Genomic DNA, 24,454 nt, shown 5'->3' on the forward strand with positions numbered 1-24,454 from the left:
TTTATTTATCTGAAAGTCGTTGTTTTAAAGTTTGCCAAGTATAAATATCACCTGAATATTTTTGTTGTAGTTCATTAGCTTTTTCAGTAGTAGAAACTGCTGAAAGGTTTGCTCCCATTGGACTTTTTATTGCTGTACTAATTAAATATGAAGCTGTTTGGGCATCAATCATTTCACCTGGATTTGCATAATTAGCAACCAACATAATTGGCATTTCATCTTCATTTTTTTCACTTAAATCATTAACCATACATTCTATGGAATCAAATTTAAATTGTTTTCCTTTTTTTGTAACGTATTGTGCCGCATGTGTTTTATCAACAATATTCATCATACAAAAACTACATTGATCTTTACCAAAATCAATTGCTTCGGGTTCAGTTTTACACGAAATTGTAAGCAACAAAATAGCGAAACCAATAAATGGTTTGTAGAAATTAGTTCTCATTATTTTCGATTTTTTTAGATTATAAATATACATTAAAACGCATATAAAAAATATTCTATATAAGTTTTAACATAATAAGTTAGTACTTATTATTTCGATTTTGCTTCTTTTTTTCCAACAAAAAAAGCCATAAAAGTTAAAAACATTCCAAGAAACATAAAATAAGCACCTAGTCTTGGATATGAATGTGCTTTAAAGTTTAAAATATCTTTTGATCCAAATAATGGCGGTTGAAATCCCATAACTGTTCCATCTGGATTTTTAAAATTCATGATTGCCTTTGCACTTAAATTATGTCCATAATCATATTCCCATAAATAGAAATCATACATTCCTGCAACGCCCAATAAGGTCATTATTACAAACCAAACTAAAAATAATTTATAATTTCCAAGGAACCCAATAATTACACCAAGTACGACCATAATTCCAATAGCCCAAGGAAATATTTTAAACTCAGGAATGGTTTCTGGAATATACTGCATTCCTACATAATGGTTCATTAAGTTGATATTTTTAATATCAAACTCATGTGTATCTACAAATTTATTAATATGAATATCCATTCCTAATGGAATAGGATATTGTGGAGCTTCTAAAGTAATATTCCAAAGAGGAAATATAAATAGACCTAATAATAATAGTGAGCCTATTATCATTAATATTTTAGATTTTTTCATTATTATGATGAGATTTAAGTTTTAAGATAAAATCTGCTGAAAGTTAATTTTAAAACTTTTTTAATAGCTTAGTAACTTCAAAAGTTTTTATTGGAAACGGGCAAGTATAAATCTCTTGCCCGTTTTTTATCCTTTAAAAATCAATCTAAAAAGAATACTATTCACCTCCTATTGGATCACCGTCAAGTGTATAGGTAATTGGAACAGTTGATCCTTTTGGAGAAACTCTAACATAACCTTGCATTTCTTGGTGTAATGCAGAACAGAAATCTGTACAATAGAATGGCCAAACACCTACCTGATTAGGTTCCCAAACAAATGTTTCAGTTTGACCTGGCATAATTAAAAGTTCTGATGTGTTAGCACCAATCATTGAAATTCCGTGAGGAACATCATAATCTTGTTCTAAATTAGTTACGTGGAAATATACTTTGTCACCAACTTGCACACCTTCAATATTATCTGGAGAAAAGTGAGAACGAATCATTGTCATATAAATATGAACTTCATTACCTGTTCTAACAACTTTACCATCAGCTTCAGATTTAGTAACATATTTATGTTTGTTTTCTTCTAATTTGTATATTTTTTTAGAACGTTCTTTTATTAATTCCGCTGGTATTCCTGCGGCATAATGCGGTTCACCAATGGTTGGAAAATCTAATAATAATTCCATTTTTTCACCAGTAATATCATATAATTGCGCAGATTGTGTAACTTCAGGACCCGTTGGTAAATAACGATCTTTTGTGATTTTGTTCATTGCTAATACATACTTTCCAAATGGTTTTCTTGAATTTCCACCAGGAATCATTAAGTGACCTACTGAATAATAGGTTGGTTTTCTATCAATTACTTCCCAAGTTCCTAATTTCCATTTTACAACTTCCGAAGAAATAAAGAATGTAGTATACGCATATCCTTTTCCATCAAATTCAGTATGTAATGGACCTAAACCTGGTTGTTTTACTGAACCTCCTAAAATTTCTTCGTATTTTAAAATTGGAATTCCATACGCTTCACCATCAAACTTTTTACCTTCAATAGCTGCTAGCATTTTTGTAAATGAATGCGCAGTTAATTCTGCTGCTAATTTACCATTACCAATAATGTATTCTCCTGTTGGATCTACATCACAACCATGCGGAGATTTTGGTGTTGGTAAGAAATAAATTGCACCAGGAACATCTGAAGGATTCACAATTAAAATTTCTTTTTTCATTGTAGAAGTAGCGCTATGTGTTTCATCACTATAAACGTTATGCGCATAATTTGTTGGTGCTTTTGTACCGCCACCATTATTTACATATTCTTCAATTTTTTTCCAGTTAATTGCTGCAATAAAATCTTTATCGTTTTGAGATGCGTTTACTTCTAACAATGAGTTTGCTTCTTCTGTATTATAGGTTGTAAAGAAAAACCATCCGTGAGACTTTCCTCTTCCAGGATGCGATAAATCATAGTTAAAACCTGGCATCATAATTTGAAACTTGATATCCATTGCTCCATCTTCTGGATCAACAGAAATAAAAGTTAAAGCACCTTTAAAGTTACCTTTGTACTCTTTAATTGGCATATCTCTTTGAGGATAAGGCACAGAAAAACGAGTACCAGCAACAACATATTCTGTATTTTCAGTTACAAAAGATGAACTGTGGTTACCTGCTGAGTTAGGAATTTCAATAATCTCGGTAGTTTCAAAAGTTGTTAAGTCAATTTTTGCAATACGAGGTGTGTTGTTACCATTAATAAACACCCAACGTCCATCTAATTCACCTGCTGTTTGCGAAATGTCTGGATGGTGCGAATCATCCCAAGGAATAAATCCATGAGACGTATTTAACATCGGTTTTGTTTCTTCGTTAAATCCATACGCCTTTTCAGCATCTACTGAAAAAACAGGAATTACTTTAAATAAACGACCAGAAGGAAGGCCATAAACAGCTAACTGTCCACTAAAGCCTCCTGAAACAAATGCATAAAATTCATCGTGTTCACCAGGTGCAACGTATACTTTTTCAGCAGCGGAACTTGATAAAGCTCCCTGCTTTCCTTTGTCGCCTCCGTTACCACAACTACTTAGTACTGTTGATACTATTGTTAATGCTAATAAAGATTTAAAAATTGTTTTCATACTATTATTTGTTTGTTGTTTTAGTTTGTGTTTAAAGGTTTATTCTGCAACCTTTAAAGTTCTGAAGTATTCTAAGACTTTTCTAGCCTCATCTTCAGTTAAGCTTTGATTTGCCATTGGCGACAAATATTCTGCCAATAATTGTTTTGCGATTGGGTTTTCAGCAACCATAACTTCAGGATTTAAAATCATATTCATAATCCACTCAGGGGTACGTCTTTCAGTTACACCCGCCAATGCTGGTCCAACAAAACGTTTATCTTCTTTATGACAAGCAGAACATTTTGCTTTAAAAATTTCTTTTCCTGCATCTGCCATTGTTTGATCTATTTCACCTAAAGTTATACTTTTAACTGGTCCAATACCTTTATCTTGCATTGGGTCAACCACTGTTGGTTCTGCTTTTGCATCTTCTTGAGGTTGCGCATTTTTATCATCTTTTTTTCCATCACTTCCACAGCTTGTTACAAAGGCAACAATTACCGCTAATACAAATACTTTTAATTTCATGTTACTAATAGTTTATTATTTTTTTGATTTATTTAATTATTCTGTTGGAACTAATACGTTATCTATAACGTGAATCCAACCATTACTTACTTGTACAGTTTTTAATATTTTTGTTCCTCCTACATAAATTCCATCTTCTTTTTCTTCAACTACTAAATATTTACCTGATGCCATATATAATTTTCGTCCTTTTTTTGCTTCTTTTGATAACTGTGTGTCAGGGTAATTTGCAGGCGCAACGTGATTTTTTAAAATCATTGCTAATTGCGACTTATTTTCTGGTTTCAATAAATTTTCAACTGTTCCTGCTGGCAATTTATCAAACGCTGCGTTTACAGGTGCAAAAACAGTTAATGGTCCTGCATTTACAAGTGCATCTTCTACTCCAGCTGCTTCTACAGCTGTAACCAAGGTTTTAAAATCATCTAATGATTTGGCTACTTGCAATACATTTGCAGCAGATACTGTATCTTTAACTGCAGATTGTCCATAACCTACAGATACTTCATCTGTTTCTGAATTTTCAATAACTTGTTTTTTTTCTCCTCCATTGCATGCTATCGTAAAAATTGCTAATACTGCTAAAAGCGTGGTAGTTAAATTAATTTTTTTCATAAAATATATTATTAACGTTAATAAATAATTCAACAAATGTAATGTTCAAAAATGAGACGAAATATGATAAAAATCATATATTTAGATATTAAGATATTTTTATCTTTATTTCAGTGACTTATATAACATATTGATGTATAAATATGTTGTATTTTTGTGAAAATATAAAGTACATAATTTGTAAGTTTTAAATTTATAAACGACAATATACTGAGTTAAATATAACAAAAAAAAATGAATAACAAACTAATAGAGAGTAGTTTATTAAAAGGACTAACCTATAAAGAATATAGAGAAAAGATTAAAAATTTACTTTCACAAGGGCTGTCAACAGGCGTAGAACAATCGGAAGCTTTGTTAGATTATAGCTTATTAAATGATAAGCGTATGGATAGGCTTGATAAAACCTTAAAAATTTCTGATGAAACTTTAAATTCATTAAAACATCTTAATAAAAAATTTCAGTTTTTAGTAATTGCTGAAGGTTGGTGTGGAGATGCGGCTCAAATTTTACCAATTTTAAATTTACTTGCCGAAGCTTCTACCAAAATTGATTTAAAAATTGTATTTCGTGATGAAAATGAAGATTTAATGAATCATTTTTTAACAAATGGAAGTAAATCTATTCCAAAAGTAATAATTGTTGATGAAAAAAATACTGTGATTAATTCTTGGGGGCCTAGACCTTTTATTGCAACTAAAATGGTGCAAGATTATAAAGAAAAAAATGGTGCACTTGATGCTGAATTTAAAAAAGATCTACAAATCTGGTACAATAAAGATAAAGGAAATAGCACACAGGAAGATTTAATAAAACTATTAAAAGCTTCATAAGCTTAAACTACTGTTATTTTCAATATCTTTACCCAAAATTATAAAAATGATAGTAGGTTTTAGCACAATTCCAGAAGAAGCAAAAATTTGGGTTTTCCCATCAAACAGAAAGTTTTATCCACAAGAAGTTGATGAAATTTCTAAAAAAATTGAAACCTTTTTACAAAACTGGAAAAGTGACAGAAATGATGTAGAATGTTCTTTTTTAATAAAACATGACCGTTTTATAATTATTGCCGCTGATGATACTGAACATGCATTAAGTTTAGATACTCATGACGCATTAACAACACTTATTCTTGAATTAGAAAAACAATATAATATTGTTTTAATGGACAAAATAAATGTATGTTATAAACAAGGTGATTTTGTACAATACAAAGATTTAATTGAGTTTAAAAAACTTATAAAATCAAAAGCTGTATCTGATAAAACCATTGTTTTTAACAATATGATTACTGTTAAAGAAGAATTACGTTATAATTGGGAAATTAATATTATGGAAAGCTGGTTAGGCAGGTTGGTTAAATAAATTAACTTAATTGTTTTTCAATATATTTTAAAGGTTCTAAAGCATTTTCAACATTAAATTTACCAATTTTGGTTCTTCTTAATTTAGATAAATAAGCGCCGGAGTTTAATGCTTTTCCAAAATCATAAGCCAGTGAACGAATATAAGTTCCTTTACTACAAACTACTCTAAATTCAATTTTTGGTAAATCAATTTTAGTAATTTCAAATTCTGGAATTGAAATTTTTCGTACAGGAATTTCAATCTCTTTTCCTTCACGTGCCATATCGTACAAACGCACACCGTCTTTTTTTAATGCTGAAAACATGGGTGGTTTTTGTTCAATATCACCAATAAATTGTTTTGCTGTGTAATGTATTAATTCTTCGGAAATATGTTCAGTTTTAAAAGTTTCATTTAATTCAGTTTCCATGTCGTAACTTGGAGTAGTTGCTCCTAAAGTAATTTCACCTATATATTCCTTAATTTGCCCTTGATATTCATCAATTTTTTTTGTGAAATTTCCAGTACAAATAATTAACAAGCCACTTGCCAAAGGATCTAGAGTGCCAGCGTGCCCAACCTTAATTTTCTTTAAATTAAATTTTTGACGAATATGCCAACGTATTTTATTAACCACCTGAAAGGAAGTCCAATTTAAAGGTTTATCAATTAATAAAACTTGTCCGTTTTTAAAATCTTCAACAGTTAACATTAAATAATAGATAATGGGTAAATAAAATAGTGAATGAATAATAAAGCTATTCCTAAAATTATACGATAATAACCGAAAATTTTAAATCCTTTTTTACTTAAATAGTCTATAAATGATTTTATAGCAATTATAGCAACAATAAATGCTATAATATTTCCAATAATTAAATAGTTTATTTGTGATCCTGATAAAACCAAACCGTCTCCAAAATAATCGTATAATTTTTTAGCAGTTGCACCAAACATGGTTGGTACTGCCAAAAAAAATGAAAACTCGGCAGCTGTTTTTCTGTTTAATTTTTGAGTCATTCCACCAACAATTGTAGCTCCACTTCTTGATGTACCGGGAATCATGGCTAAACATTGAAAAAAACCAATTTTAAGTGCTGTTAAATAACTTATCTCGGAATGTGCTGTTGGATTTTCAGCATCAAATTCCTCATTAGATTTAAACCAATCATCAACTTTTAATAGTAAAACACCACCTAAAATTAGTGAAATTGCTACTACCAATGGACTTTCTAAAAGCCCATCAATTGTATTATTGAAAAGTAATCCAAAAAAAACGGCAGGAATAAATGCTATAAATAATTTTACATAAAAGTCTACACTTTGAAAAAATTGTTTCCAATACAATGCTAAAACTGCTAAGATTGCTCCTAATTGAATAACAATTGTAAATAGTTTTGTAAAATCATCATTGGCAATTTTCATAAAAGATGATGCAATAATCATATGTCCAGTTGATGAAACGGGAAGATATTCTGTAAACCCTTCAATTATGGCTAAAATAATGACTTCAATATAATTCATGCTTATTTTTTCGGCTTCGCCATAATAGCATAAATTTCAACAGCTAAACCAATTAAAACAAGTGTTGGTGCCAAACGAATTCTTCTAAAATTATAAATTTCTTCATTAAAAACAGTTGGGTCATCACTTCCACCACCTGCCATTAATATAAAGCCAATTGCAATTAAAAGAATTCCAATAAGCATAATTAAGTAATTCTTTTTTTTAAATAAAAATTCGCTTTGGTTGTTTTGATTTTTTTCTTTCATTTTTAGTAATATAATTCATCGGTTCTAAGGTTTAAAAACCTTTGAGTTGCAAAAAATGTGCTTATCCAGGTAATTAAAATTCCTAAACTAATTATTGTAACAAATAAAATTCCTAAAATTTTATAATCTGACAATAATTCAATTTCTGGAACCATTTTATTAATGTAGGTAATAAATAAAAGTAGTCCAACAATAGATACAAAAGCACCTATAATTCCTAACTTTATACTTTGTATAATAAACGGTACTCTAATAAATCCTTTGGTTGCCCCCACCATTTGCATGGTTTTAATTGTAAAACGTTTAGAGTAAACAGATAATCTGATAGAACTGTTTATTAAAACAACTGCTATTAGTGTAAATAAACCGCTAAATAGTAGCATCCAAAAACTTAAACGTGTTATATTTTTAGTTAAAATTTCAATTAAAGGTTTATCATAAGACACTTCAGCAACAATACTTCTTATTTTTAATTGATTTTCTATCTCTAACATTTTTTCTGGAGTTACAAAATCTGATTTTAAAGAAACATCAAAAGCGTCTTTTAATGGATTTTCACCTAAAAAATCTAAAAAATTTTCACCTATTTCTTCGCTGTATATTTTAGCTGCTTCAGATTTAGAGATAAAAGTTACCGATTTGGTATATTCTGCTTTTTTTAACTCAGCTTGTAAAATTTTAATATCATCATTTTTAGCATCGTCTTTTAAAAATACTGTAATTGCTACTTTTTCTTTAAAATGTTTAGTTATGCTGTTAGTTTTTAATACAATAAGCCCTAAAATTCCAACCAAGAAAAGCACCAATGCAATGCTTATAATTACAGAAAAGTATGAAGATCTTAACCTTCTTTTTTGATATTTTTCAAATGATTTATCCAAAAGTAATATGTATTAAATAGGCTGCAATATACAAATTTGTTGTTAGTTGTGGCAAGTGCAACAAACGATTAATTTAAGAACGAAGAAATTTGTTTTCTATTTTAATTTTCGGTTTATATTTATTTTTTTAAATACTGAATGTAAACCGTAAACAATAACAAATAGTATTGGTAAAATAACTATTGTGTAAGTATAATTCCAAAAATAAGTAGCTGCTTTCACTCCTCCTCTAAATACTGATTTACTTGAAAAATTAAAAGCCCAATTATCTGCTAAATAGTAACCCACAATACCCCATAAAAATGCTAGTATTATTAGTATTTTTAAAACTGTTTGATAGTTTTTTGAAAATCTTGTTTTTGGATTATTAATATGCTTACAAGCAAAATAAATTGAAAAAGGAAATGCTATAATGCCTATCCATGAAATTAATGTTCCAAAAGGCATTCCTATAGCATTTATTAAGGGTTTATTAAGTATTTCTGCTCCAGAAAACACTAAATATACAGTTAAAAAAAATGTACTTAATACTATAAACAATACTATTTTTCGTGGCATTTTTAAATGGTGTATGTTCAAAAAAAAACTTTTAAAGTATAATTTTCACAATACATACTCAAATTTAAGAAATAATAAAACTTTAAAAAACGTAACTGATAAAAACTTTTTCAACTTTCAGTAATTAGTTATGAATAAAAATAAAATAGAAATTATGTATATTTAACTATTATCTTTGCATTATGGAAACAAACAGACAAAAAAAAATAGCAGGTGTTTTACAAAAAGATTTAGCAGAAGTTTTACAACACGCCGCTCAAGATGGAATGAAGGGAGTAATTATATCTGTTACCAAAGTAAATGTTACTACAGATTTATCGCAAGCAAAAGTATACTTAAGCGTTTTCCCACAATTAAAGCGTGAAATTATTTTAAAAGGCGTAAAAGAAAATGCTGCTACAATTAGATACGAATTAGCAAAACGCACTAGAGATCAGCTAAGAAGAATGCCTGAATTATCTTTTTATATTGATGATAGTTTAGATTATATTGAAAACATTGACAATGCGTTACGTGGCAAAAACGAAAACCCAATTACAAATCCTGATATTTTAGACAAACGTCAAAAACGATAAATTGAATTTTCCTTTTTACATAGCTAAGCGATACTTATTTTCCAAAAGCAGCAACAACACTATAAATATTATCACATTTATTGCAGCAATTGGTGTTGTAATTGGTACGTTGGCTTTGTTTATTGTATTATCTGGTTTTTCTGGACTTAGAGAATTTAGTATTGGTTTTTTAAACACTTCTGATCCAGATATTAAAATAACTTCTGAAAAAGGAAAATCGTTTCTTTTTGATAAATCATTTCAATCTAAAATTGAACAGCAAAACGGAATAGCATCATATTCAAAAGTAATTGAAGAACGCGCTTTTTTTGAATTTCATGAAAAAACGCATATTGCTTATATTAAAGGAGTAGATATAAATTACACAAACGTAAATAGTATAGACACCACTGTTTATATTGGAAGTTGGTTAAATCAAGAAATTCCTTATGGAGCAGTAGTTGGAAACGGAATTTCAGCTATTTTATCTGTAGGTGTTTTTGATTATTTAGAACCGCTAAAAGTGTATGTTCCAAAACCAGGTTCGGGCTATATTACAAATCCAAATAATGCATTTACCGAAATCCATACACAACCTATTGGCATTTATGCTTTAACAGATGAAATTGATAAAAAATTCACTTTTATATCATTAGAAGTTGCACAAGAATTAGTAGGATACACGCCAGAACAAATTTCAGCTATTGAATTAAAAGTCACCAATATTGAAGATAGATCTGCAATTATAAACGCTTTAAAAACTACATTAGGATCCGATTATAAAATTGAAACACGTGAACAATTAAATGCTGTTTTTTATAAAATGTTGAATACTGAAAATTTGGCTTCGTATTTAATATTTACCCTTATTTTAATAATTGCATTATTTAATGTAATTGGCGCAATAATTATGATGATTTTAGATAAACGTGACAACCTAAAAACACTATATAATATTGGCGCAACCATTAAAGATATAAAACGCGTTTTTATTTTACAAGGTTTTTTACTATCCGTAGTTGGACTTTTTATTGGATTAACATTAGGAATACTACTGGTTTTACTTCAAAAAAAGTACAGTTTATTTATGATAACTCCTAACCTAGCCTATCCAGTTGAATTTAATTACACAAATGTACTTACCGTTATAATAACCATTTTGGTGTTAGGCTTTTTAGCTTCAAAAATTGCAAGTAGCAGAATTTCAATAAAATTGGTAGAATAATTAGTTCGGTTTTACAAAAACGTATAATTTATTTTGGCTATCACTCACACTAATAAATGATATTTAAAAATGCAATCTCTAAAAGTTCTTTAATAACCAATTTATAAGAATCAACAATTTTAAATGTTTCTTTAGATGTACCATTAATATTGCAGAAACTAGGCAAATTTTTGCAACACTTCTTCAAAAGCATCAAATACCTCTTGTGCAGAATCTGAAGTCACCATTTTCATTCTATATTCTTTAAAATTAGGAATCCCTTTAAAGTAATTTGTATAATGGCGACGTGTTTCCATAACACCAACTATTTCATTTTCTTTCCAGTCAATTTCCATTTGCAAATGTCTTCTTGCCATTTCAACACGCTCTGCAATGGTTATTTCGGGTAAATGTTCACCTGTTTCAAAAAAGTGTTTCACTTGTTTAAAAAACCAAGGATTTCCAATACTTGCGCGCCCAATCATTGCACCATCTAATCCAAATTTATCACGCATTTCCATTGCTTTTTCAGGAGTATTTACATCACCATTTCCAAAAACAGGAATGTGCATACGTGAATTATTTTTAACATCTGCAATTGGTTTCCAATTTGCGGAACCTTTATACATTTGTTTACGTGTTCTTCCGTGAATGGAAATTGCCGCACAACCAACATCTTGCAAACGTTCAGCAACTTCAACAATTTTTATAGAATCTTCATCCCAACCCAATCTGGTTTTAACTGTAATTGGCAGTTTGGTATGTTTCACCATTGCTTCGGTTAAACTTACCATTAAATCTATATCTTTTAAAATTCCAGCTCCAGCTCCTTTACTCACCACCTTTTTAACAGGACAACCAAAATTAATATCAATAATATCAGGGTTAGATTGTTCAACAATTTCAACTGTTCGTAGCATCGATTCTAAATTTGCTCCAAAAATTTGAATTCCAACTGGACGTTCTTTTTCATAAATATCCAGTTTTTTTCTACTTTTAGCAGCATCACGAATCAAACCTTCACTAGAAATAAATTCAGTATACACCACATCTGCGCCTTGTTCTTTGCACAACGCTCTAAACGGTGGATCACTCACATCTTCCATTGGTGCTAACAACAATGGGAAATCACATAATTCTATATCGCCTATTTTAATCAAAATCAAAAAATTAAGTGCGCAAAAATACATAATTTAAATTATTTATGAATTCTTAATTAAATTGTATTTTTGAAATTCTAAAAATATGAATATGAAACCAAACATTACTTTATTATTTATTTTAGCTTTATTTATTGGTTGTAAATCTTCTCATAAATCAGCTAGTTACGATGCAAAATCAGGTGCTACCAAAATTGTAAATACCATACATTATCCTCAAGAAAAACATTTAAAAAACATAAAACAATTAACTTTTGGTGGCGATAATGCCGAAGCTTACTGGAGTTTTGATGGTGAAAAATTAGTTTTTCAAGCAAGTAATATTTGGGATCTAAATTGCGATCAAATATTTACTATGAATATTACCGATGATTTAAGTAAAGGAGCAAAACCACAAATGATAAGTACTGGATTAGGTAGAACAACATGCAGTTATTTTTTTCCTGATAACCAAACTATTGTATATTCATCTACTCATTTAGCAGATGTAAACTGTCCGCCAGTTCCAAAAAAAGAAGATTATGGCAATAAATATATTTGGCCAGTTTATGAAGGTTTTGACATTTTTACAGCAGATATAAATGGTAATCAATTAAAACAATTAACTTTTGAAAAAGGATATGATGCAGAGCCAACAGTTTCACCAAAAGGCGATAAGATTGTATTTACCTCAACCAGAACAGGAGATTTAGAGCTTTTTACCATGAATTTAGATGGAACTGATGTTAAACAAGTAACTAACGAGTTGGGTTACGATGGTGGCGCATTTTTTTCACCTGATGGAACAAAATTAATTTTCCGATCATCACGCCCAAAAACTGAAGAAGATATTAAAGAATACAAAGATTTATTAGCGCAAGGTTTGGTACAACCCACAAATATGGAATTGTATATTTGTAATGTTGATGGAAGCAACTTAAAAAAAATTACCAATTTAGGAAGTGCAAACTGGGCGCCTTTTTTTCATCCATCAGGAAAAAAAGTCATATTTTCATCAAACCATAAAACCAAACACAGTTTTAATTTATTTATGATAAATGTAGATGGAACTGGTTTAGAACAAATTACTTTTGATACTGTTTTTGATGCTTTCCCAATGTTTTCGCCAGATGGTAAAAAAATTGTATTCTCTTCAAACAGAAATAATAACGGAACACATGATACCAATTTGTTTATTGCAGATTGGGTAGAATAATTATAAAATGAATAAAAAATATAATTGGGCAATTTTAGGCTGCGGAAAAATTGCAAAAAAATTCGCGTTAGAATTAAAAGGGTTACCAAATGCTAATTTATACGCAGCAGCTTCTAGAAATTTAGATAATGCAACTAGTTTTGCTTCAGAATTTGGATTTGAAAAAACCTATGATTCTTATAAAGAAATGGTAAAGGATCCATCTGTCGATATTGTTTATATTGCAACGCCACATAGTCACCATTTAGAGCATAGTTTACTTTGCTTAAATCATAAAAAAGCTGTGTTGTGTGAAAAAGCATTTGCCATAAACTCTAAAGAAGTTTTACAAATGGTAAATGCTTCAAAAGAAAACAATACATTTTTAATGGAGGCTTTTTGGGTACGTTTCCGTCCAAAATTTAAAAAAGTATTAGAACTTATAAAAAATGAAGATTTAGGAAAATTAAAAATGGTAAAATCTGATTTTAATTTTTTAGGAGAATACAACCCAGAAAGCAGGTTATATAATTTAAATTTAGGAGCCGGATCTTTATTAGATATTGGAATTTATCCAGTATTCACTTCGCTAATGTTATTAGGTAAACCAACACAAATAAAAGCAATACCACAATTCAGTCCAACTGGTTCTGAAGAAAGCATTACCGTTTTTTTAAGTTATAAAAACGGTGCTACAGCTATTTTAAACTCAAGTTTTAAAAGTGATTATAAAAATAATGTGGAATTAAGTTTTGAAAAAGGACATATTGCATATGATCGCTTTTCAAACGAACCAATATTATTACAAACAACAACTAAAAATCAACAAATAACTTTTGATGCAGGCCCAAATTTAGGATATCAATTTGAAGCTATGCATGTAATGGAATGTTTAGATAAAAACTTAACTGAAAGCCCTACTTTACCATTATCAACTAGTATTGATTTAATGAGTATTTTAGATACAATTAGAAAAGAAGCAGGTATAGTTTTTCCTAACCACGACTAAAACAAAAATTTACGTGTTAAAGGCAAAACAATTTAATTATATTTGCAAAAATTAGAGACAGGATTACGAAGTATGAAAAACATAAGAAATTTTTGCATTATTGCCCATATTGATCACGGTAAAAGCACCTTAGCAGACAGACTGTTAAGCTTTACCGGAACAACAACTGCACGTGAAGAACAAGCACAGCTATTAGATAATATGGATTTAGAACGTGAACGTGGCATTACCATTAAAAGTCACGCAATTCAAATGGATTACACCTATGAAGGGGAACAATACGTGTTAAATTTAATTGACACACCAGGTCACGTTGATTTTTCCTATGAAGTTTCCAGATCTATTGCTGCCTGTGAAGGTGCGCTTTTAATTGTTGACGCAGCCCAAAGTATTCAAGCGCAAACAATTTCAAACTTATATTTAGCTTTAGAACACGATTTAGAAATAATACCAGTATTAAACAAAGTAGATTTACCAGGCGCAAATCCTGAAGAAGTTACAGACGATATTGTAGATTTATTAGGTTGTAAACCTGAAGAAGTAATTCACGCAAGTGGAAAAACCGGCTTTGGTGTAGATGTAATTTTAAAAGCAATTATTGAAAAAGTTCCTGCACCTAAAGGTGATATAAACGCACCTTTACAAGCCTTAATTTTTGATTCTGTATACAATTCATACAGAGGAATTGAAACGTATTTTAGAGTTGTAAATGGTGAGATAAAAAAAGGTCAGAAAATTAAATTTATGGCCACCAATAAAATTTATGATGCCGATGAAGTTGGAACTTTAAAATTAAATCAAGTAGCAAAACAAAGTATAAAAGCTGGTGATGTTGGGTATTTAATTACCGGTGTTAAAACTGCCAGTGAAATAAAAGTTGGTGATACAATTACGGATGCTTTAAACCCAACAGATAAAAGAATAGAAGGTTTTGAAGATGTAAAACCAATGGTATTTGCAGGTATTTATCCTGTTGATACTGAAGAATATGAAGAATTACGTTCTTCAATGGAAAAATTGCAGTTAAATGATGCTTCCTTGGTATTTATTCCTGAAAGTTCTGCAGCACTTGGTTTTGGTTTCAGATGTGGGTTTTTAGGCATGTTGCACTTAGAAATTGTGCAGGAAAGATTAGAAAGAGAGTTTGATATGACAGTAATTACTACAGTTCCAAACGTATCTTACCATGCCTTTACTAACAAACATCCTGATACGGTATTATTAGTAAATAACCCTTCAGATTTACCTGAACCATCAAAATTAAACCGAGTAGAAGAGCCTTTTATTAAAGCTACAATAATTACAAAGTCTGATTTTGTTGGGCCAGTAATGAGTTTATGTATTGAAAAAAGAGGTCAAATTATCAATCAAACCTATTTAACTCCAGAACGTGTTGAATTAACTTTTGATATGCCTTTAGCTGAAATTGTTTTCGATTTTTACGACCGTTTAAAAACCGTTTCAAAGGGGTATGCTTCATTTGATTATCATCCAATTGGAATGAAAGCTTCAAAATTAGTAAAAGTTGATATTTTATTAAATGGCACTTCTGTTGATGCACTTTCTGCACTAATTCATGCAGATAACGCTTATAATATTGGTAAAAAAATGTGCGAAAAATTACGACAATTAATTCCTCGCCAACAATTTGATATTCCTATTCAAGCAGCTATTGGTGCTAAAATTATTTCGCGAGAAACTGTAAAAGCACTTAGAAAAGATGTTACTGCAAAATGTTATGGTGGTGATATTTCTCGTAAACGTAAATTACTTGAAAAACAAAAGAAGGGGAAAAAACGTATGCGTCAAGTTGGAAACGTAGAAATTCCACAAGAAGCATTTATGGCTGTATTAAAATTAAATGATTAAAAAATAAAAAAGCACTGATAGATTTCAGTGCTTTTTTATTTTAATACAAAGATTACTCTCCGTGTAACCAAGCTTTTTTAGCTAATAACTGTTCTTCAGTTTCAACGTGGTCTTCATCAGGAACACAACAATCAACTGGACAAACAGAAGCACATTGTGGCTCATCATGGAAACCTTTACATTCAGTACATTTATCAGTTACAATAAAGTAAAACTCATCAGACTTTGCTTCATGCATTTCTTCAGCATCAGCTGTTCCACCATTTGGCAAAGTAATTGTTCCACTTAAAGCAGTTTCGTCAGCATACGCCCACTCACTATCTGGTTCATAGATTGCATTGTTAGGACACTCAGAAATACAAGCATCACAGTTTATACATTCATCGGTTATTTTAATAGCCATGTTTACTAAATTTTAATATTTATTAATTTCACAAAATTATACATTTTTACCTAAAGCTATGTGACAAAAGTCATTTACTGTCTTAAAAAGTAAATTTATATTTGACTGTATGCTATAAGCATTAAAATATTTTCAATAAATTTAAACAAAATTTTCTAATTATCATATATTATGATTTCAGATAAAGTAAAATTACAACCCGAAGTTGTTGAAGCAGTCGTTATTCGATTTGTTGGCGACTCAGGTGACGGAATGCAGCTTACAGGAACTCAGTTCTCTGATACATCTGCCATGTTTGGAAATGATATTGCCACTTTCCCAAATTACCCTTCAGAAATTAGAGCTCCACAAGGAAGTTTATACGGCGTTTCAGGTTTTCAGGTTCACATAGGCAGTGTTGAAGTAAGCACACCTGGTGACAATTTAGATTTATTGGTTGCTATGAATCCTGCTGGATTAAAAACAAATTTACACGCATTAAAACCAGGTCACACAATAATTGTTGATTCAGATGCTTTTTCAAAGAAAAATTTAGAAAAGGCACAGTATGAAACCAATCCTCTTGAAGATGGGAGTTTGGAAAACTACAGAGTTATTCAAGTAGACATGACTTCTTTAACAAAAGAAGCTTTAAAAAACGTTGAAGGATTAGATAATAAATCCATTACCCGAAGTAAAAATATGTTTGCTTTAGGTATGGTTTATTGGATGTACGGCCGATCTAAAGATTATACTATAGACTTTTTCAATAAAAAGTTTAAATTAAAACCACATTTAATAGAAGCAAATACAAAAGTATTAAACGCTGGTTACTTTTTTGCTGAAACGCTAGAATTAATTCCGAACGCATATACAATTTCTCCTGCTAAAATGAGATCAGGTACCTATAGAATTATTATGGGTAATACTGCAACAGCTTGGGGATTTTTGGCCGCTGCTGAAAAATCTGGTTTAGAATTATTTTTAGGCTCGTATCCTATTACACCCGCTACCGATATTTTACACGAATTAGTAAAACACAAACATTTTGGTGTAAAAGCCTTTCAGGCTGAAGATGAAATTGCTGGTATTGCATCCGCTATTGGAGCATCGTTTGCTGGAGATTTAGCAATTACAACTACATCTGGACCAGGTTTAGCATTAAAAGGCGAAGCTTTAGGTTTAGCTATGATTATGGAACTACCATTAGTTGTAGTTAACGTTCAACGTGGTGGACCATCAACAGGTTTACCAACAAAAACTGAACAATCAGATTTATTACAAGCAATGTACGGCAGAAACGGTGAAAGCCCTGTTATTGTTATTGCTGCAAGCACACCAGCAAACTGTTTTCAATATGCATATGAAGCTGCTAAATTAACTTTAGAACATATGACTCCAGTTATTTTATTAACTGACGGATATATTGCTAATGGTTCTGCTCCTTGGAAAATAAAAAGTGTTGATGACTTACCTGACATTAAACCTAAAATATCTAAATACACTTCTGAAAACTGGCATCCATATGATAGAGATGAAAATACACTTGCCAGAAATTGGGCTATTCCGGGCACAGCAGGTTTAGAACATAGAATTGGTGGTTTAGAAAAAGATAGTATTACAGGAAACGTATCTCAAAACCCTGAAAATCATCAAAAAATGACTGAAATAAGAGCTGAGAAAATTAAACGAGTTCAAAACTATATTCCAGATATTAAAACAGAATTTGCTGAAACAGGTGATTTGTTAGTAATTGGCTGGGGAGGAACTTACGGCTCATTACATTCTGCTGTTAAACAAATAAATGAAGAAGGGTATAAAAATATTGGTTTCGCACATTTTAATTATATAAATCCACTTCCAAAAAATACCAGAGAAATTTTAACTAAATTTAAAAAAATTATTGTTTGTGAATTAAACAACGGACAGTTTGCTAAAATTCTGAAGATTAATTTTAATGGATTTGAGTTTTTACAATTTAATAAAATACAAGGATTACCATTTGGAAATAATGAACTGATTGGAGAATTTAAAAAATTAGTAGATTAATTATGGAAACAACTGCAGTACAAAAATATACTTTTAAAGATTTTGCTAGTGACCAAGAAGTTAGATGGTGTCCTGGATGTGATGATTATGTAATCTTGCGTTCAATGCAAAAAGCATTACCTGAAATGGGTGTTAAAAGAGAAGATGTAGTATTTATATCTGGTATCGGATGTTCGTCACGTTTCCCTTATTATATGAATACTTATGGTATGCACACTATTCATGGTAGAGCGCCAGGAATTGCTTCAGGTGTTAAATTAGCCAATCCAAATTTAAGTGTTTGGGTAATGACTGGTGATGGAGATTCTATGGCAATTGGTGGAAACCACTTTATTCATGTATTAAGAAGAAATATAGATTTAAACATTGTACTTTTCAATAATGAAATTTATGGTTTAACAAAAGGGCAGTTCTCACCTACTTCATTGGTTGGGCAAAAAACAAAATCATCACCTTACGGTAATACACAACCTCCATTTATTCCTGGAGAATTGGCGTTAGGTGCCGGTGCTCGTTTTTTTGCTAGAGTTGGGGGAAATGTACCAAAAGATATTACTCAAATTTTAATAGAAGCACATCAATTTAAGGGAACTTCATTAATAGAAGTTTTACAAAACTGCGTTATTTTTAATGATGGTTGTTTTAATAACATTACAGATAAAGATGTTAAAGAAGACAAACAAATTTTCTTAGAACACGGAAAACCAATGATTTTTGGTAAAAACCGCGACAAAGGGCTAATTTTAAACAAATTAAAATTAGAAGTTGTAACCATTGGTGAAAACGGAATTACACAAGAAGATTTGTTGGTACATGATGCAAAAGAAAAAGACCCAACACTACATCAAATGTTGGTTAGATTAGAATATCCAGTGGCTACTGGAATTATAAGAAGTTTTAATGATGTTACCTTTGAAGAACGTGAAGATGCATTAACCAAACAAGTAAAAGCTAATTCAAAATTCAAAAAAACCGACGATTTATTCTTCTCTGGAGAGACATACACAGTTAAGTAACAAATGTAACAAAGATACCTGATTTAAGTCAGGTATCTTTTTTTGCAGTTCATATACATTTGTCAGTAAATTTTTAAATATAAAAAGTTTAGGTTGGTTATATTAATTAATCTACTACTTTTGTAGACTAATAAAAAAGCGTATTAAAATGGGTTCAGAAGCTATTATTGTATTTCTACTCGCCGGAATTGTTTTAGTTGCAGGAGCAAATTTTTTATCAAATTTAATCTCGCATAAATCAGACAATCCACAAAAACGAGAACCTTATGAAAGTGGTATGACCACTATTGGACCAACTTGGGTACAATTTAAAGTAGGTTATTATTTATTTGCCATCTTATTTTTAATTTTTGATGTTGAGGTTGCCTTTTTAATTCCTTGGGCTGTTGTTTTTAAGGATGTGGGCGCTGTAGCATTTGTTGAAATCATTATCTTTTTAGTGATTTTAGGATTAGGATTATTATACGCTTGGAAAAAAGGAGCATTAAAATGGGAGTAGAAAAAAAACGATATACAAGTCAAATGGAACCAACGGAATCAGTTCCACAGGTACCAGCAGATTTTCCAGGGAAAGTTATTCCCGCAGGTAACGGAGCTAATGTAATTGTTACTTCGTTAGATCAAATAATTAACTGGGGTCGCTCAAATTCATTGTGGTCATTATATTTTGGCACAAGTTGTTGTGCTATAGAAATGATGCAAACTGGAGCAGCGCGACATGATTATTCCAGATTTGGTTTTGAAGTTGCAAGGCCTTCACCAAGACAAGCCGATTTAATTATTATTGCAGGAACTATTGTAAATAAAATGGCACCCGTTTTACGTCGTTTATACGACCAAATGGCGGAGCCAAAATATGTAATTGCAATGGGAGCTTGCGCTATTTCTGGAGGACCTTTTTATTACAATTCATATTCTGTAGTTAAAGGTGCAGATCACGTAATTCCTGTTGATGTTTATGTGCCGGGTTGCCCGCCACGTCCTGAAGCTTTATTAGAAGGTATGTTAATGCTTCAAGATAAAATCAGAACAGAAAATATGAAACATAAAGAGAATCCTGTTGATGGGTTTGATGAAGGACTATAAAAGAATAATTTATGACCAACGAAGCATTACAAAACTTAATTAGCAGCTGGATTCCTGAACTGGAATTTACTGAAGAAGGTTCTCAATTCTTAAATATTTCTGTAAAACCTGAGCAATTACACCAATTATTGTCACAACTTAAAAGCAATGCTGAAACTAGTTTCGACTATTTATTTTGCTTAACAGGTATTGATTATGAAAAAGCATTGGGTGTAATTTATCATTTAGAATCTACTACACACAGACATATTATTGTTGTTAAAGTTCAAACAGAAGATAGAGAAAATCCAACATTTGATTCTGTTTGGGATATTTGGAGAACTGCTGAATTTCACGAACGCGAAGTATTCGATTTCTTTGGAATAAAATTTAATAACCATCCAAAATTAAAACGCTTGTTTTTAACTGATGAATGGGAAGGATTTCCTTTAAGAAAAGATTATGTAGACGATATTAATATGGTTATTAAGTAATTATGGATACAACTATAAAAAACAGCAACTTAAAATCTGAAGAATATTTCATTAATATGGGACCTCAACACCCTGCAACTCATGGTGTTTTGCGTTTATTATTAACCATTGATGGTGAAATTATTAAAAAAGTTGAACCAGATTTAGGCTATATTCACCGTTCTATCGAAAAAATGTGTGAGCGAGATAGCTATCAGCAAATTGTACATTTAACTGACAGAATGGATTATTTATCATCACATATAAATAATGAAGCTGTTTGTTTAACTGTTGAAAATGCATTGCAGTTAGAAATTCCAGATCGCGTAAAAGTTATCAGAACTATTATTGGTGAATTAACAAGAATTGCATCACACACACTTTGGTGGGGCGTTATGGGAATGGATGTTGGTGCGTTAACAACTTACTTTTACGGTTTTAGAGATCGTGAAATGATTAACGATATTTTTGAGGAAACTTGTGGTGCGCGTTTAACAATGAACTACAACATTCCTGGAGGGTTGATGTTTGATATTCATCCAAATTTTGTAAAAAGAACAAAAGAATTTATTGCGCATTTCAAAACCAAATTACCAGAATACGACACCTTACTCACAGGAAACGTAATTTTTCAAAAACGTATGAAAGGTGTTGGAGTTTTAACAAAAGAAGATGCTATTTCATTTGGAGCTTCTGGCCCTGTTGGACGTGGCTCTGGCTATTCTTGCGATGTTAGAAAACACCATCCATATAGTGCAATAGACAAAGTTACTTTTAATGAAGTTTTAAAAACAGATGGTGATAGTTTTGCACGTTACCAAGTTAGAGTTCAAGAAATGTGGGAATCTTTATCAATCATTGAACAATTAATTGATAATATTCCTGAAGGTGATGTTCAAGTTGCAACAAATGCGGTTATAAAATTACCAAAAGGTGAATTTTACCAAAAAGTAGAAACTGCACGAGGTGAGTTAGGCGTTTATATAAACAGTACTGGAACAAAAAATCCTTACCGATTAAAATTCCGATCTCCTGGTTTTTCAAATTTATCATTACTAAATCATATTGCGGTTGGAAGTAAAATTGGAGATTTAGTAGCTTCAATGGCAACTTTAGACCTTGTAATTCCAGATATTGACAGATAAAATGAATACAATGAATATATCATTAAACATCACAAAAACCATTACCGAATTGCTGTCGGGTTTTATGCCTGAAAGTGCTGCTAATATTGGTGCAATGGTTACAATTGCTTTAATTTATTTAGCCATTTTTGCAGTTGCAGGATTGTATCTTGTTTTATTAGAACGAAAAGTAGCTGCTTGGTTTCAATTACGTTTAGGACCAAATAGAGTTGGACCTTGGGGATTGTTACAAACCATGGCAGATGCTTTAAAACTGGTTTCAAAAGAATTAACTGGAACAGTTAAAGCTGATAAATTTCTATATAATTTAGCACCTTATTTTGTAATTGTATCGTCATTAATGGCATTATCGGTTTTCCCTTTCACGCAAGAATTTCAAGCCTTTGATATTAATATTGGTCTTTTCTTTTTAATTGCTATTTCATCAATTGGTGTTATTGGAATTTTATTAGGTGGTTGGGCAAGTAATAACAAATTTGCTTTAATTGGCGCAATGCGTAGTGGGGTTCAAACAATAAGTTACGAACTTTCTGTTGGTTTATCATTATTAACAATGGTTTTACTAACCGGTACTTTACAGCTTTCAGAAATTATAGAAGTTCAAAAAAATGGCTGGTTAATTGTTCAAGGTCATATTCCTGCAGTAATTGCCTTTATGATTTATATGATTGCCGGAACTGCTGAAACAAACCGCGCACCTTTTGATATGGTAGAAGCTGAAAGTGAATTAGGAGCTGGTTTTCATACAGAATATTCAGGAATGAAATTTGCTTATTTCTTTTTGGCAGAATTCATCAACATGTTTATTATTGCCGCCATTGCTACAACGGTATTTTTTGGAGGATGGTTATCACCATTCGGAATTACAGAATCCATTCCTTGGTTAGGGGTTTTTTGGTTTATTGGAAAAACATTTATGCTGGTATTTTTAATGATGTGGTTCCGTTGGACTTTCCCTAGATTAAGAGTTGATCAATTATTAACATTGGAGTGGAAATATTTATTACCACTAAACTTACTAAACATTGTGCTTATGGCATTAATTGTTTGGTTAGGCTTCACAATTCAATTGTAAGATTATGAGTTATTTTGGAGACATATATAAAGGAATAAAAACGCTACTTACCGGTATGAGTGTTACTGGAAAGTACTTTTTAACCTCAAGAAAAGGAGCAATTACGCAACAATATCCTGATAACAGAGAAACATTAAAAATGTTTGAACGTTTTCGTGGAGAAGTTGTAATGCCTCACGATGAAAATAATGAACACCGCTGTACTGGTTGTCAGAAATGTGAATTAGCTTGCCCTAATGGTTCTATTGAAATTATTTGGGACAGACAAATTGACCCAGAAAGTGGTAAAAAGAAAAAAATGATAGATAAGCATATTTATCATTTAGGTATGTGTACAATGTGTGGTTTATGTATTGAAGCTTGTCCTACAGATGCCATTGTTTGGGCTCAGAATTTTGAAAATTCAGTGTATGACAGATCTTATTTGACCAAAGTTTTAAACCAACCAGGCTCCAAATTAAAAGCTGGTGTAGAAGAATAAGCATATGGAACAAATTATATTTTACATTTTAGCATTGATAATGATTGTGTTTGCAATCGCATCAGTGACCAGCAAAAAAATGCTTCGGTCAGTAATTTATCTATTATTCACTTTATGTGGAATTGCAGGTATTTATTTTTTAATAGATTATAATTTTCTGGCTGCTATTCAACTTACAGTTTATGCAGGTGGAATTATAGTATTAATCATCTTTTCAGTGGTGTTAGTTCATCATATTGAAATGGAACTAACATTAGCAAAAAGATCAAAACAAATTTTAACTGGTTTAGCCTGTTTAATTGGTTTAGGTATCTTTTTAACCACTATTTACGGTCATCAATTTAATGTTGTTGAAAATTCTGTAACTACAACAACTGAAGATATTGGTTATGGATTATTAAGCTACGAAACTGGCGGATTTATTTTACCATTTGAAGTAATTAGTGTGCTTTTATTAGCTTCTATGATTGGTGCAATTGTAATTGCAAAAGGGAAAAAACTAACCGACAAAAATGATACAACATTATGATAGCCGGAATTAGCATATACGAAATTTTAACCGTTACCTCTATCCTATTTTTTATTGGCGTGTACGGTTTTATTACCAGAAAAAACTTGATTTCAATTTTAATGTCAGTTGAATTAATTTTGAATGCATCGGTTATAAACTTTGTTGTTATCAACAAATATTTATATCCAGATATCTTGCAAGGTGTTTATTTTTCAATTTTCATTATAGCTGTAGCCGCTGCAGAAACAGCGTTAGCAGTTTCTATAATAATTAATTTATATAGACAAATTGCTTCTGTAGAAGTTAAGGACACTGAAATTATGAAATATTAATAGTTAAGA

The 24,454-nt window shown here is 30.8% G+C and carries 29 protein-coding genes; 17 read left to right on the forward strand and 12 right to left on the reverse strand.

Annotation, left to right across the window (positions count from 1 at the left end; genetic code table 11):
- Window position 1: 1 nt before the first annotated feature.
- The 5 genes from BM335_RS06155 to BM335_RS06175 form a co-directional block, all read right to left on the reverse strand.
- A complete protein-coding gene (locus BM335_RS06155) occupies window positions 2-448 on the reverse strand; it encodes a nitrous oxide reductase accessory protein NosL (protein ID WP_090224348.1) in 447 nt (148 codons plus the stop codon).
- 89 nt (window positions 449-537) lie between these two features.
- A complete protein-coding gene (locus BM335_RS06160; protein ID WP_090224351.1) occupies window positions 538-1,128 on the reverse strand; it encodes a hypothetical protein in 591 nt (196 codons plus the stop codon).
- A 157-nt stretch (window positions 1,129-1,285) separates the two neighbouring features.
- Window positions 1,286-3,262, reverse strand: coding sequence for a Sec-dependent nitrous-oxide reductase (gene nosZ, locus BM335_RS06165; RefSeq protein WP_090224353.1), 1,977 nt, complete (start codon window positions 3,260-3,262; stop codon window positions 1,286-1,288).
- A 39-nt stretch (window positions 3,263-3,301) separates the two neighbouring features.
- Window positions 3,302-3,772 carry a c-type cytochrome gene (locus BM335_RS06170; protein WP_090224355.1) on the reverse strand — a complete coding sequence of 157 codons (471 nt, stop codon included), beginning with the start codon at window positions 3,770-3,772 and terminating at the stop codon, window positions 3,302-3,304.
- A gap of 36 nt (window positions 3,773-3,808) precedes the next feature.
- The gene (locus BM335_RS06175; RefSeq protein ID WP_090224358.1) at window positions 3,809-4,387 is read right to left on the reverse strand and encodes a fasciclin domain-containing protein; all 579 of its coding nucleotides are present in this window, start codon (window positions 4,385-4,387) and stop codon (window positions 3,809-3,811) included.
- A gap of 234 nt (window positions 4,388-4,621) precedes the next feature.
- On the opposite strand from BM335_RS06175, the gene BM335_RS06180 reads away from it, so the two are divergent.
- Window positions 4,622-5,221: a thioredoxin family protein gene (locus BM335_RS06180; RefSeq protein ID WP_090224360.1), complete on the forward strand. Its 600-nt coding sequence runs from the start codon at window positions 4,622-4,624 to the stop codon at window positions 5,219-5,221.
- A gap of 46 nt (window positions 5,222-5,267) precedes the next feature.
- Window positions 5,268-5,753, forward strand: coding sequence for an ABC transporter ATPase (locus BM335_RS06185; RefSeq protein ID WP_090224362.1), 486 nt, complete (start codon window positions 5,268-5,270; stop codon window positions 5,751-5,753).
- 1 nt (window position 5,754) lies between these two features.
- Here the strand turns inward: BM335_RS06185 and truB are convergent, their stop codons facing one another.
- The 5 genes from truB to BM335_RS06210 all read right to left on the reverse strand — a co-directional run bounded on the left by truB (window position 5,755) and on the right by BM335_RS06210 (window position 8,946).
- Window positions 5,755-6,447 carry a tRNA pseudouridine(55) synthase TruB gene (gene truB, locus BM335_RS06190; RefSeq protein WP_090224364.1) on the reverse strand — a complete coding sequence of 231 codons (693 nt, stop codon included), beginning with the start codon at window positions 6,445-6,447 and terminating at the stop codon, window positions 5,755-5,757.
- Window positions 6,447-7,259, reverse strand: a complete 813-nt coding sequence (locus BM335_RS06195) for an undecaprenyl-diphosphate phosphatase (RefSeq protein WP_090224366.1) — start codon at window positions 7,257-7,259, stop codon at window positions 6,447-6,449. Before BM335_RS06195 ends, truB begins: the two co-directional genes overlap by 1 nt.
- Before the next feature lie 2 nt (window positions 7,260-7,261).
- Entirely contained in the window at window positions 7,262-7,507 is a 246-nt protein-coding gene (locus BM335_RS06200) for a DUF3098 domain-containing protein (RefSeq protein WP_090224369.1), read from the reverse strand.
- A gap of 2 nt (window positions 7,508-7,509) precedes the next feature.
- Complete coding sequence (locus BM335_RS06205) at window positions 7,510-8,388, reverse strand: cell division protein FtsX (RefSeq protein WP_090224371.1); 879 nt, start codon at window positions 8,386-8,388, stop codon at window positions 7,510-7,512.
- 96 nt (window positions 8,389-8,484) lie between these two features.
- Entirely contained in the window at window positions 8,485-8,946 is a 462-nt protein-coding gene (locus tag BM335_RS06210) for a hypothetical protein (protein WP_090224373.1), read from the reverse strand.
- Window positions 8,947-9,128: 182 nt separating this feature from the next.
- Here BM335_RS06210 and rbfA point away from each other — a divergent pair, with 182 nt between their 5' ends.
- Both rbfA and BM335_RS06220 read left to right on the forward strand, forming a co-directional pair.
- Window positions 9,129-9,521, forward strand: coding sequence for a 30S ribosome-binding factor RbfA (gene rbfA / locus BM335_RS06215; RefSeq protein ID WP_090224376.1), 393 nt, complete (start codon window positions 9,129-9,131; stop codon window positions 9,519-9,521).
- A gap of 1 nt (window position 9,522) precedes the next feature.
- The gene (locus BM335_RS06220; protein WP_090224378.1) at window positions 9,523-10,725 is read left to right on the forward strand and encodes an ABC transporter permease; all 1,203 of its coding nucleotides are present in this window, start codon (window positions 9,523-9,525) and stop codon (window positions 10,723-10,725) included.
- A 158-nt stretch (window positions 10,726-10,883) separates the two neighbouring features.
- Here BM335_RS06220 and dusB read toward each other — a convergent pair whose 3' ends face one another.
- A complete protein-coding gene (dusB, locus tag BM335_RS06225) occupies window positions 10,884-11,864 on the reverse strand; it encodes a tRNA dihydrouridine synthase DusB (RefSeq protein WP_090224381.1) in 981 nt (326 codons plus the stop codon).
- 91 nt (window positions 11,865-11,955) lie between these two features.
- Between dusB and BM335_RS06230 the strand changes: the two genes are divergently transcribed.
- The 3 genes from BM335_RS06230 to lepA all read left to right on the forward strand — a co-directional run bounded on the left by BM335_RS06230 (window position 11,956) and on the right by lepA (window position 15,916).
- Complete coding sequence (locus BM335_RS06230) at window positions 11,956-13,059, forward strand: TolB family protein (protein WP_090224384.1); 1,104 nt, start codon at window positions 11,956-11,958, stop codon at window positions 13,057-13,059.
- Between the two features lie 7 nt (window positions 13,060-13,066).
- On the forward strand, window positions 13,067-14,047 hold the full coding sequence (locus BM335_RS06235; RefSeq protein ID WP_090224387.1) for a Gfo/Idh/MocA family protein: 981 nt from the start codon (window positions 13,067-13,069) through the stop codon (window positions 14,045-14,047).
- A gap of 72 nt (window positions 14,048-14,119) precedes the next feature.
- A complete protein-coding gene (lepA, locus tag BM335_RS06240; protein WP_090224389.1) occupies window positions 14,120-15,916 on the forward strand; it encodes a translation elongation factor 4 in 1,797 nt (598 codons plus the stop codon).
- Between the two features lie 52 nt (window positions 15,917-15,968).
- On the opposite strand, the gene BM335_RS06245 is transcribed toward lepA, so the two are convergent.
- Window positions 15,969-16,319, reverse strand: a complete 351-nt coding sequence (locus BM335_RS06245; protein ID WP_090224391.1) for a 4Fe-4S binding protein — start codon at window positions 16,317-16,319, stop codon at window positions 15,969-15,971.
- Window positions 16,320-16,490: 171 nt separating this feature from the next.
- Between BM335_RS06245 and BM335_RS06250 the strand changes: the two genes are divergently transcribed.
- The 10 genes from BM335_RS06250 (at window position 16,491) to nuoK (ending at window position 24,445) form a co-directional block, all read left to right on the forward strand.
- Window positions 16,491-18,347, forward strand: coding sequence for a 2-oxoacid:acceptor oxidoreductase subunit alpha (locus BM335_RS06250; protein ID WP_090224393.1), 1,857 nt, complete (start codon window positions 16,491-16,493; stop codon window positions 18,345-18,347).
- A gap of 2 nt (window positions 18,348-18,349) precedes the next feature.
- On the forward strand, window positions 18,350-19,363 hold the full coding sequence (locus BM335_RS06255) for a 2-oxoacid:ferredoxin oxidoreductase subunit beta (protein ID WP_090224395.1): 1,014 nt from the start codon (window positions 18,350-18,352) through the stop codon (window positions 19,361-19,363).
- Window positions 19,364-19,511: 148 nt separating this feature from the next.
- Entirely contained in the window at window positions 19,512-19,862 is a 351-nt protein-coding gene (locus BM335_RS06260) for an NADH-quinone oxidoreductase subunit A (RefSeq protein ID WP_090224398.1), read from the forward strand.
- Window positions 19,853-20,449, forward strand: coding sequence for an NADH-quinone oxidoreductase subunit B (locus BM335_RS06265; protein ID WP_245780619.1), 597 nt, complete (start codon window positions 19,853-19,855; stop codon window positions 20,447-20,449). The genes BM335_RS06260 and BM335_RS06265 overlap by 10 nt, the downstream gene beginning before the upstream one ends.
- An 11-nt stretch (window positions 20,450-20,460) precedes the next feature.
- A complete protein-coding gene (locus BM335_RS06270; protein ID WP_090224401.1) occupies window positions 20,461-20,922 on the forward strand; it encodes an NADH-quinone oxidoreductase subunit C in 462 nt (153 codons plus the stop codon).
- Between the two features lie 2 nt (window positions 20,923-20,924).
- Window positions 20,925-22,046, forward strand: coding sequence for an NADH-quinone oxidoreductase subunit D (locus BM335_RS06275; RefSeq protein WP_090224404.1), 1,122 nt, complete (start codon window positions 20,925-20,927; stop codon window positions 22,044-22,046).
- A 10-nt stretch (window positions 22,047-22,056) separates the two neighbouring features.
- The gene (gene nuoH / locus BM335_RS06280; protein WP_090224831.1) at window positions 22,057-23,121 is read left to right on the forward strand and encodes an NADH-quinone oxidoreductase subunit NuoH; all 1,065 of its coding nucleotides are present in this window, start codon (window positions 22,057-22,059) and stop codon (window positions 23,119-23,121) included.
- Between the two features lie 4 nt (window positions 23,122-23,125).
- Window positions 23,126-23,602, forward strand: coding sequence for a 4Fe-4S binding protein (locus tag BM335_RS06285; RefSeq protein ID WP_090224406.1), 477 nt, complete (start codon window positions 23,126-23,128; stop codon window positions 23,600-23,602).
- Window positions 23,603-23,606: 4 nt separating this feature from the next.
- Window positions 23,607-24,131 carry an NADH-quinone oxidoreductase subunit J family protein gene (locus BM335_RS06290; protein WP_090224408.1) on the forward strand — a complete coding sequence of 175 codons (525 nt, stop codon included), beginning with the start codon at window positions 23,607-23,609 and terminating at the stop codon, window positions 24,129-24,131.
- The gene (gene nuoK / locus BM335_RS06295; RefSeq protein ID WP_090224411.1) at window positions 24,128-24,445 is read left to right on the forward strand and encodes an NADH-quinone oxidoreductase subunit NuoK; all 318 of its coding nucleotides are present in this window, start codon (window positions 24,128-24,130) and stop codon (window positions 24,443-24,445) included. Before BM335_RS06290 ends, nuoK begins: the two co-directional genes overlap by 4 nt.
- The last annotated feature ends 9 nt before the right edge of the window (window positions 24,446-24,454 follow it).

It is taken from the genome of Lutibacter maritimus, assembly GCF_900116115.1.
Lineage (GTDB): Bacteria > Bacteroidota > Bacteroidia > Flavobacteriales > Flavobacteriaceae > Lutibacter > Lutibacter maritimus.

What these genes read in the sequence shown, in the direction of transcription:
- BM335_RS06285 (WP_090224406.1), top strand. Translation starts at nt 23,126, where the DNA reads ATGAGTTATTTTGGAGACATATATAAAGGAATAAAAACGCTACTTACC.
- BM335_RS06160 (WP_090224351.1), bottom strand. Translation starts at nt 1,128, where the DNA reads ATGAAAAAATCTAAAATATTAATGATAATAGGCTCACTATTATTATTA.
- BM335_RS06200 (WP_090224369.1), bottom strand. Translation starts at nt 7,507, where the DNA reads ATGAAAGAAAAAAATCAAAACAACCAAAGCGAATTTTTATTTAAAAAA.
- nuoH (WP_090224831.1), top strand. Translation starts at nt 22,057, where the DNA reads ATGAATATATCATTAAACATCACAAAAACCATTACCGAATTGCTGTCG.
- nuoK (WP_090224411.1), top strand. Translation starts at nt 24,128, where the DNA reads ATGATAGCCGGAATTAGCATATACGAAATTTTAACCGTTACCTCTATC.
- BM335_RS06265 (WP_245780619.1), top strand. Translation starts at nt 19,853, where the DNA reads ATGGGAGTAGAAAAAAAACGATATACAAGTCAAATGGAACCAACGGAA.
- lepA (WP_090224389.1), top strand. Translation starts at nt 14,120, where the DNA reads ATGAAAAACATAAGAAATTTTTGCATTATTGCCCATATTGATCACGGT.
- BM335_RS06250 (WP_090224393.1), top strand. Translation starts at nt 16,491, where the DNA reads ATGATTTCAGATAAAGTAAAATTACAACCCGAAGTTGTTGAAGCAGTC.
- BM335_RS06270 (WP_090224401.1), top strand. Translation starts at nt 20,461, where the DNA reads ATGACCAACGAAGCATTACAAAACTTAATTAGCAGCTGGATTCCTGAA.
- BM335_RS06210 (WP_090224373.1), bottom strand. Translation starts at nt 8,946, where the DNA reads ATGCCACGAAAAATAGTATTGTTTATAGTATTAAGTACATTTTTTTTA.
- BM335_RS06230 (WP_090224384.1), top strand. Translation starts at nt 11,956, where the DNA reads ATGAAACCAAACATTACTTTATTATTTATTTTAGCTTTATTTATTGGT.
- nosZ (WP_090224353.1), bottom strand. Translation starts at nt 3,262, where the DNA reads ATGAAAACAATTTTTAAATCTTTATTAGCATTAACAATAGTATCAACA.
- rbfA (WP_090224376.1), top strand. Translation starts at nt 9,129, where the DNA reads ATGGAAACAAACAGACAAAAAAAAATAGCAGGTGTTTTACAAAAAGAT.
- BM335_RS06235 (WP_090224387.1), top strand. Translation starts at nt 13,067, where the DNA reads ATGAATAAAAAATATAATTGGGCAATTTTAGGCTGCGGAAAAATTGCA.
- BM335_RS06275 (WP_090224404.1), top strand. Translation starts at nt 20,925, where the DNA reads ATGGATACAACTATAAAAAACAGCAACTTAAAATCTGAAGAATATTTC.
- BM335_RS06260 (WP_090224398.1), top strand. Translation starts at nt 19,512, where the DNA reads ATGGGTTCAGAAGCTATTATTGTATTTCTACTCGCCGGAATTGTTTTA.
- BM335_RS06170 (WP_090224355.1), bottom strand. Translation starts at nt 3,772, where the DNA reads ATGAAATTAAAAGTATTTGTATTAGCGGTAATTGTTGCCTTTGTAACA.
- BM335_RS06175 (WP_090224358.1), bottom strand. Translation starts at nt 4,387, where the DNA reads ATGAAAAAAATTAATTTAACTACCACGCTTTTAGCAGTATTAGCAATT.
- BM335_RS06155 (WP_090224348.1), bottom strand. Translation starts at nt 448, where the DNA reads ATGAGAACTAATTTCTACAAACCATTTATTGGTTTCGCTATTTTGTTG.
- BM335_RS06195 (WP_090224366.1), bottom strand. Translation starts at nt 7,259, where the DNA reads ATGAATTATATTGAAGTCATTATTTTAGCCATAATTGAAGGGTTTACA.
- BM335_RS06185 (WP_090224362.1), top strand. Translation starts at nt 5,268, where the DNA reads ATGATAGTAGGTTTTAGCACAATTCCAGAAGAAGCAAAAATTTGGGTT.
- BM335_RS06180 (WP_090224360.1), top strand. Translation starts at nt 4,622, where the DNA reads ATGAATAACAAACTAATAGAGAGTAGTTTATTAAAAGGACTAACCTAT.
- truB (WP_090224364.1), bottom strand. Translation starts at nt 6,447, where the DNA reads ATGTTAACTGTTGAAGATTTTAAAAACGGACAAGTTTTATTAATTGAT.
- BM335_RS06245 (WP_090224391.1), bottom strand. Translation starts at nt 16,319, where the DNA reads ATGGCTATTAAAATAACCGATGAATGTATAAACTGTGATGCTTGTATT.
- BM335_RS06255 (WP_090224395.1), top strand. Translation starts at nt 18,350, where the DNA reads ATGGAAACAACTGCAGTACAAAAATATACTTTTAAAGATTTTGCTAGT.
- BM335_RS06290 (WP_090224408.1), top strand. Translation starts at nt 23,607, where the DNA reads ATGGAACAAATTATATTTTACATTTTAGCATTGATAATGATTGTGTTT.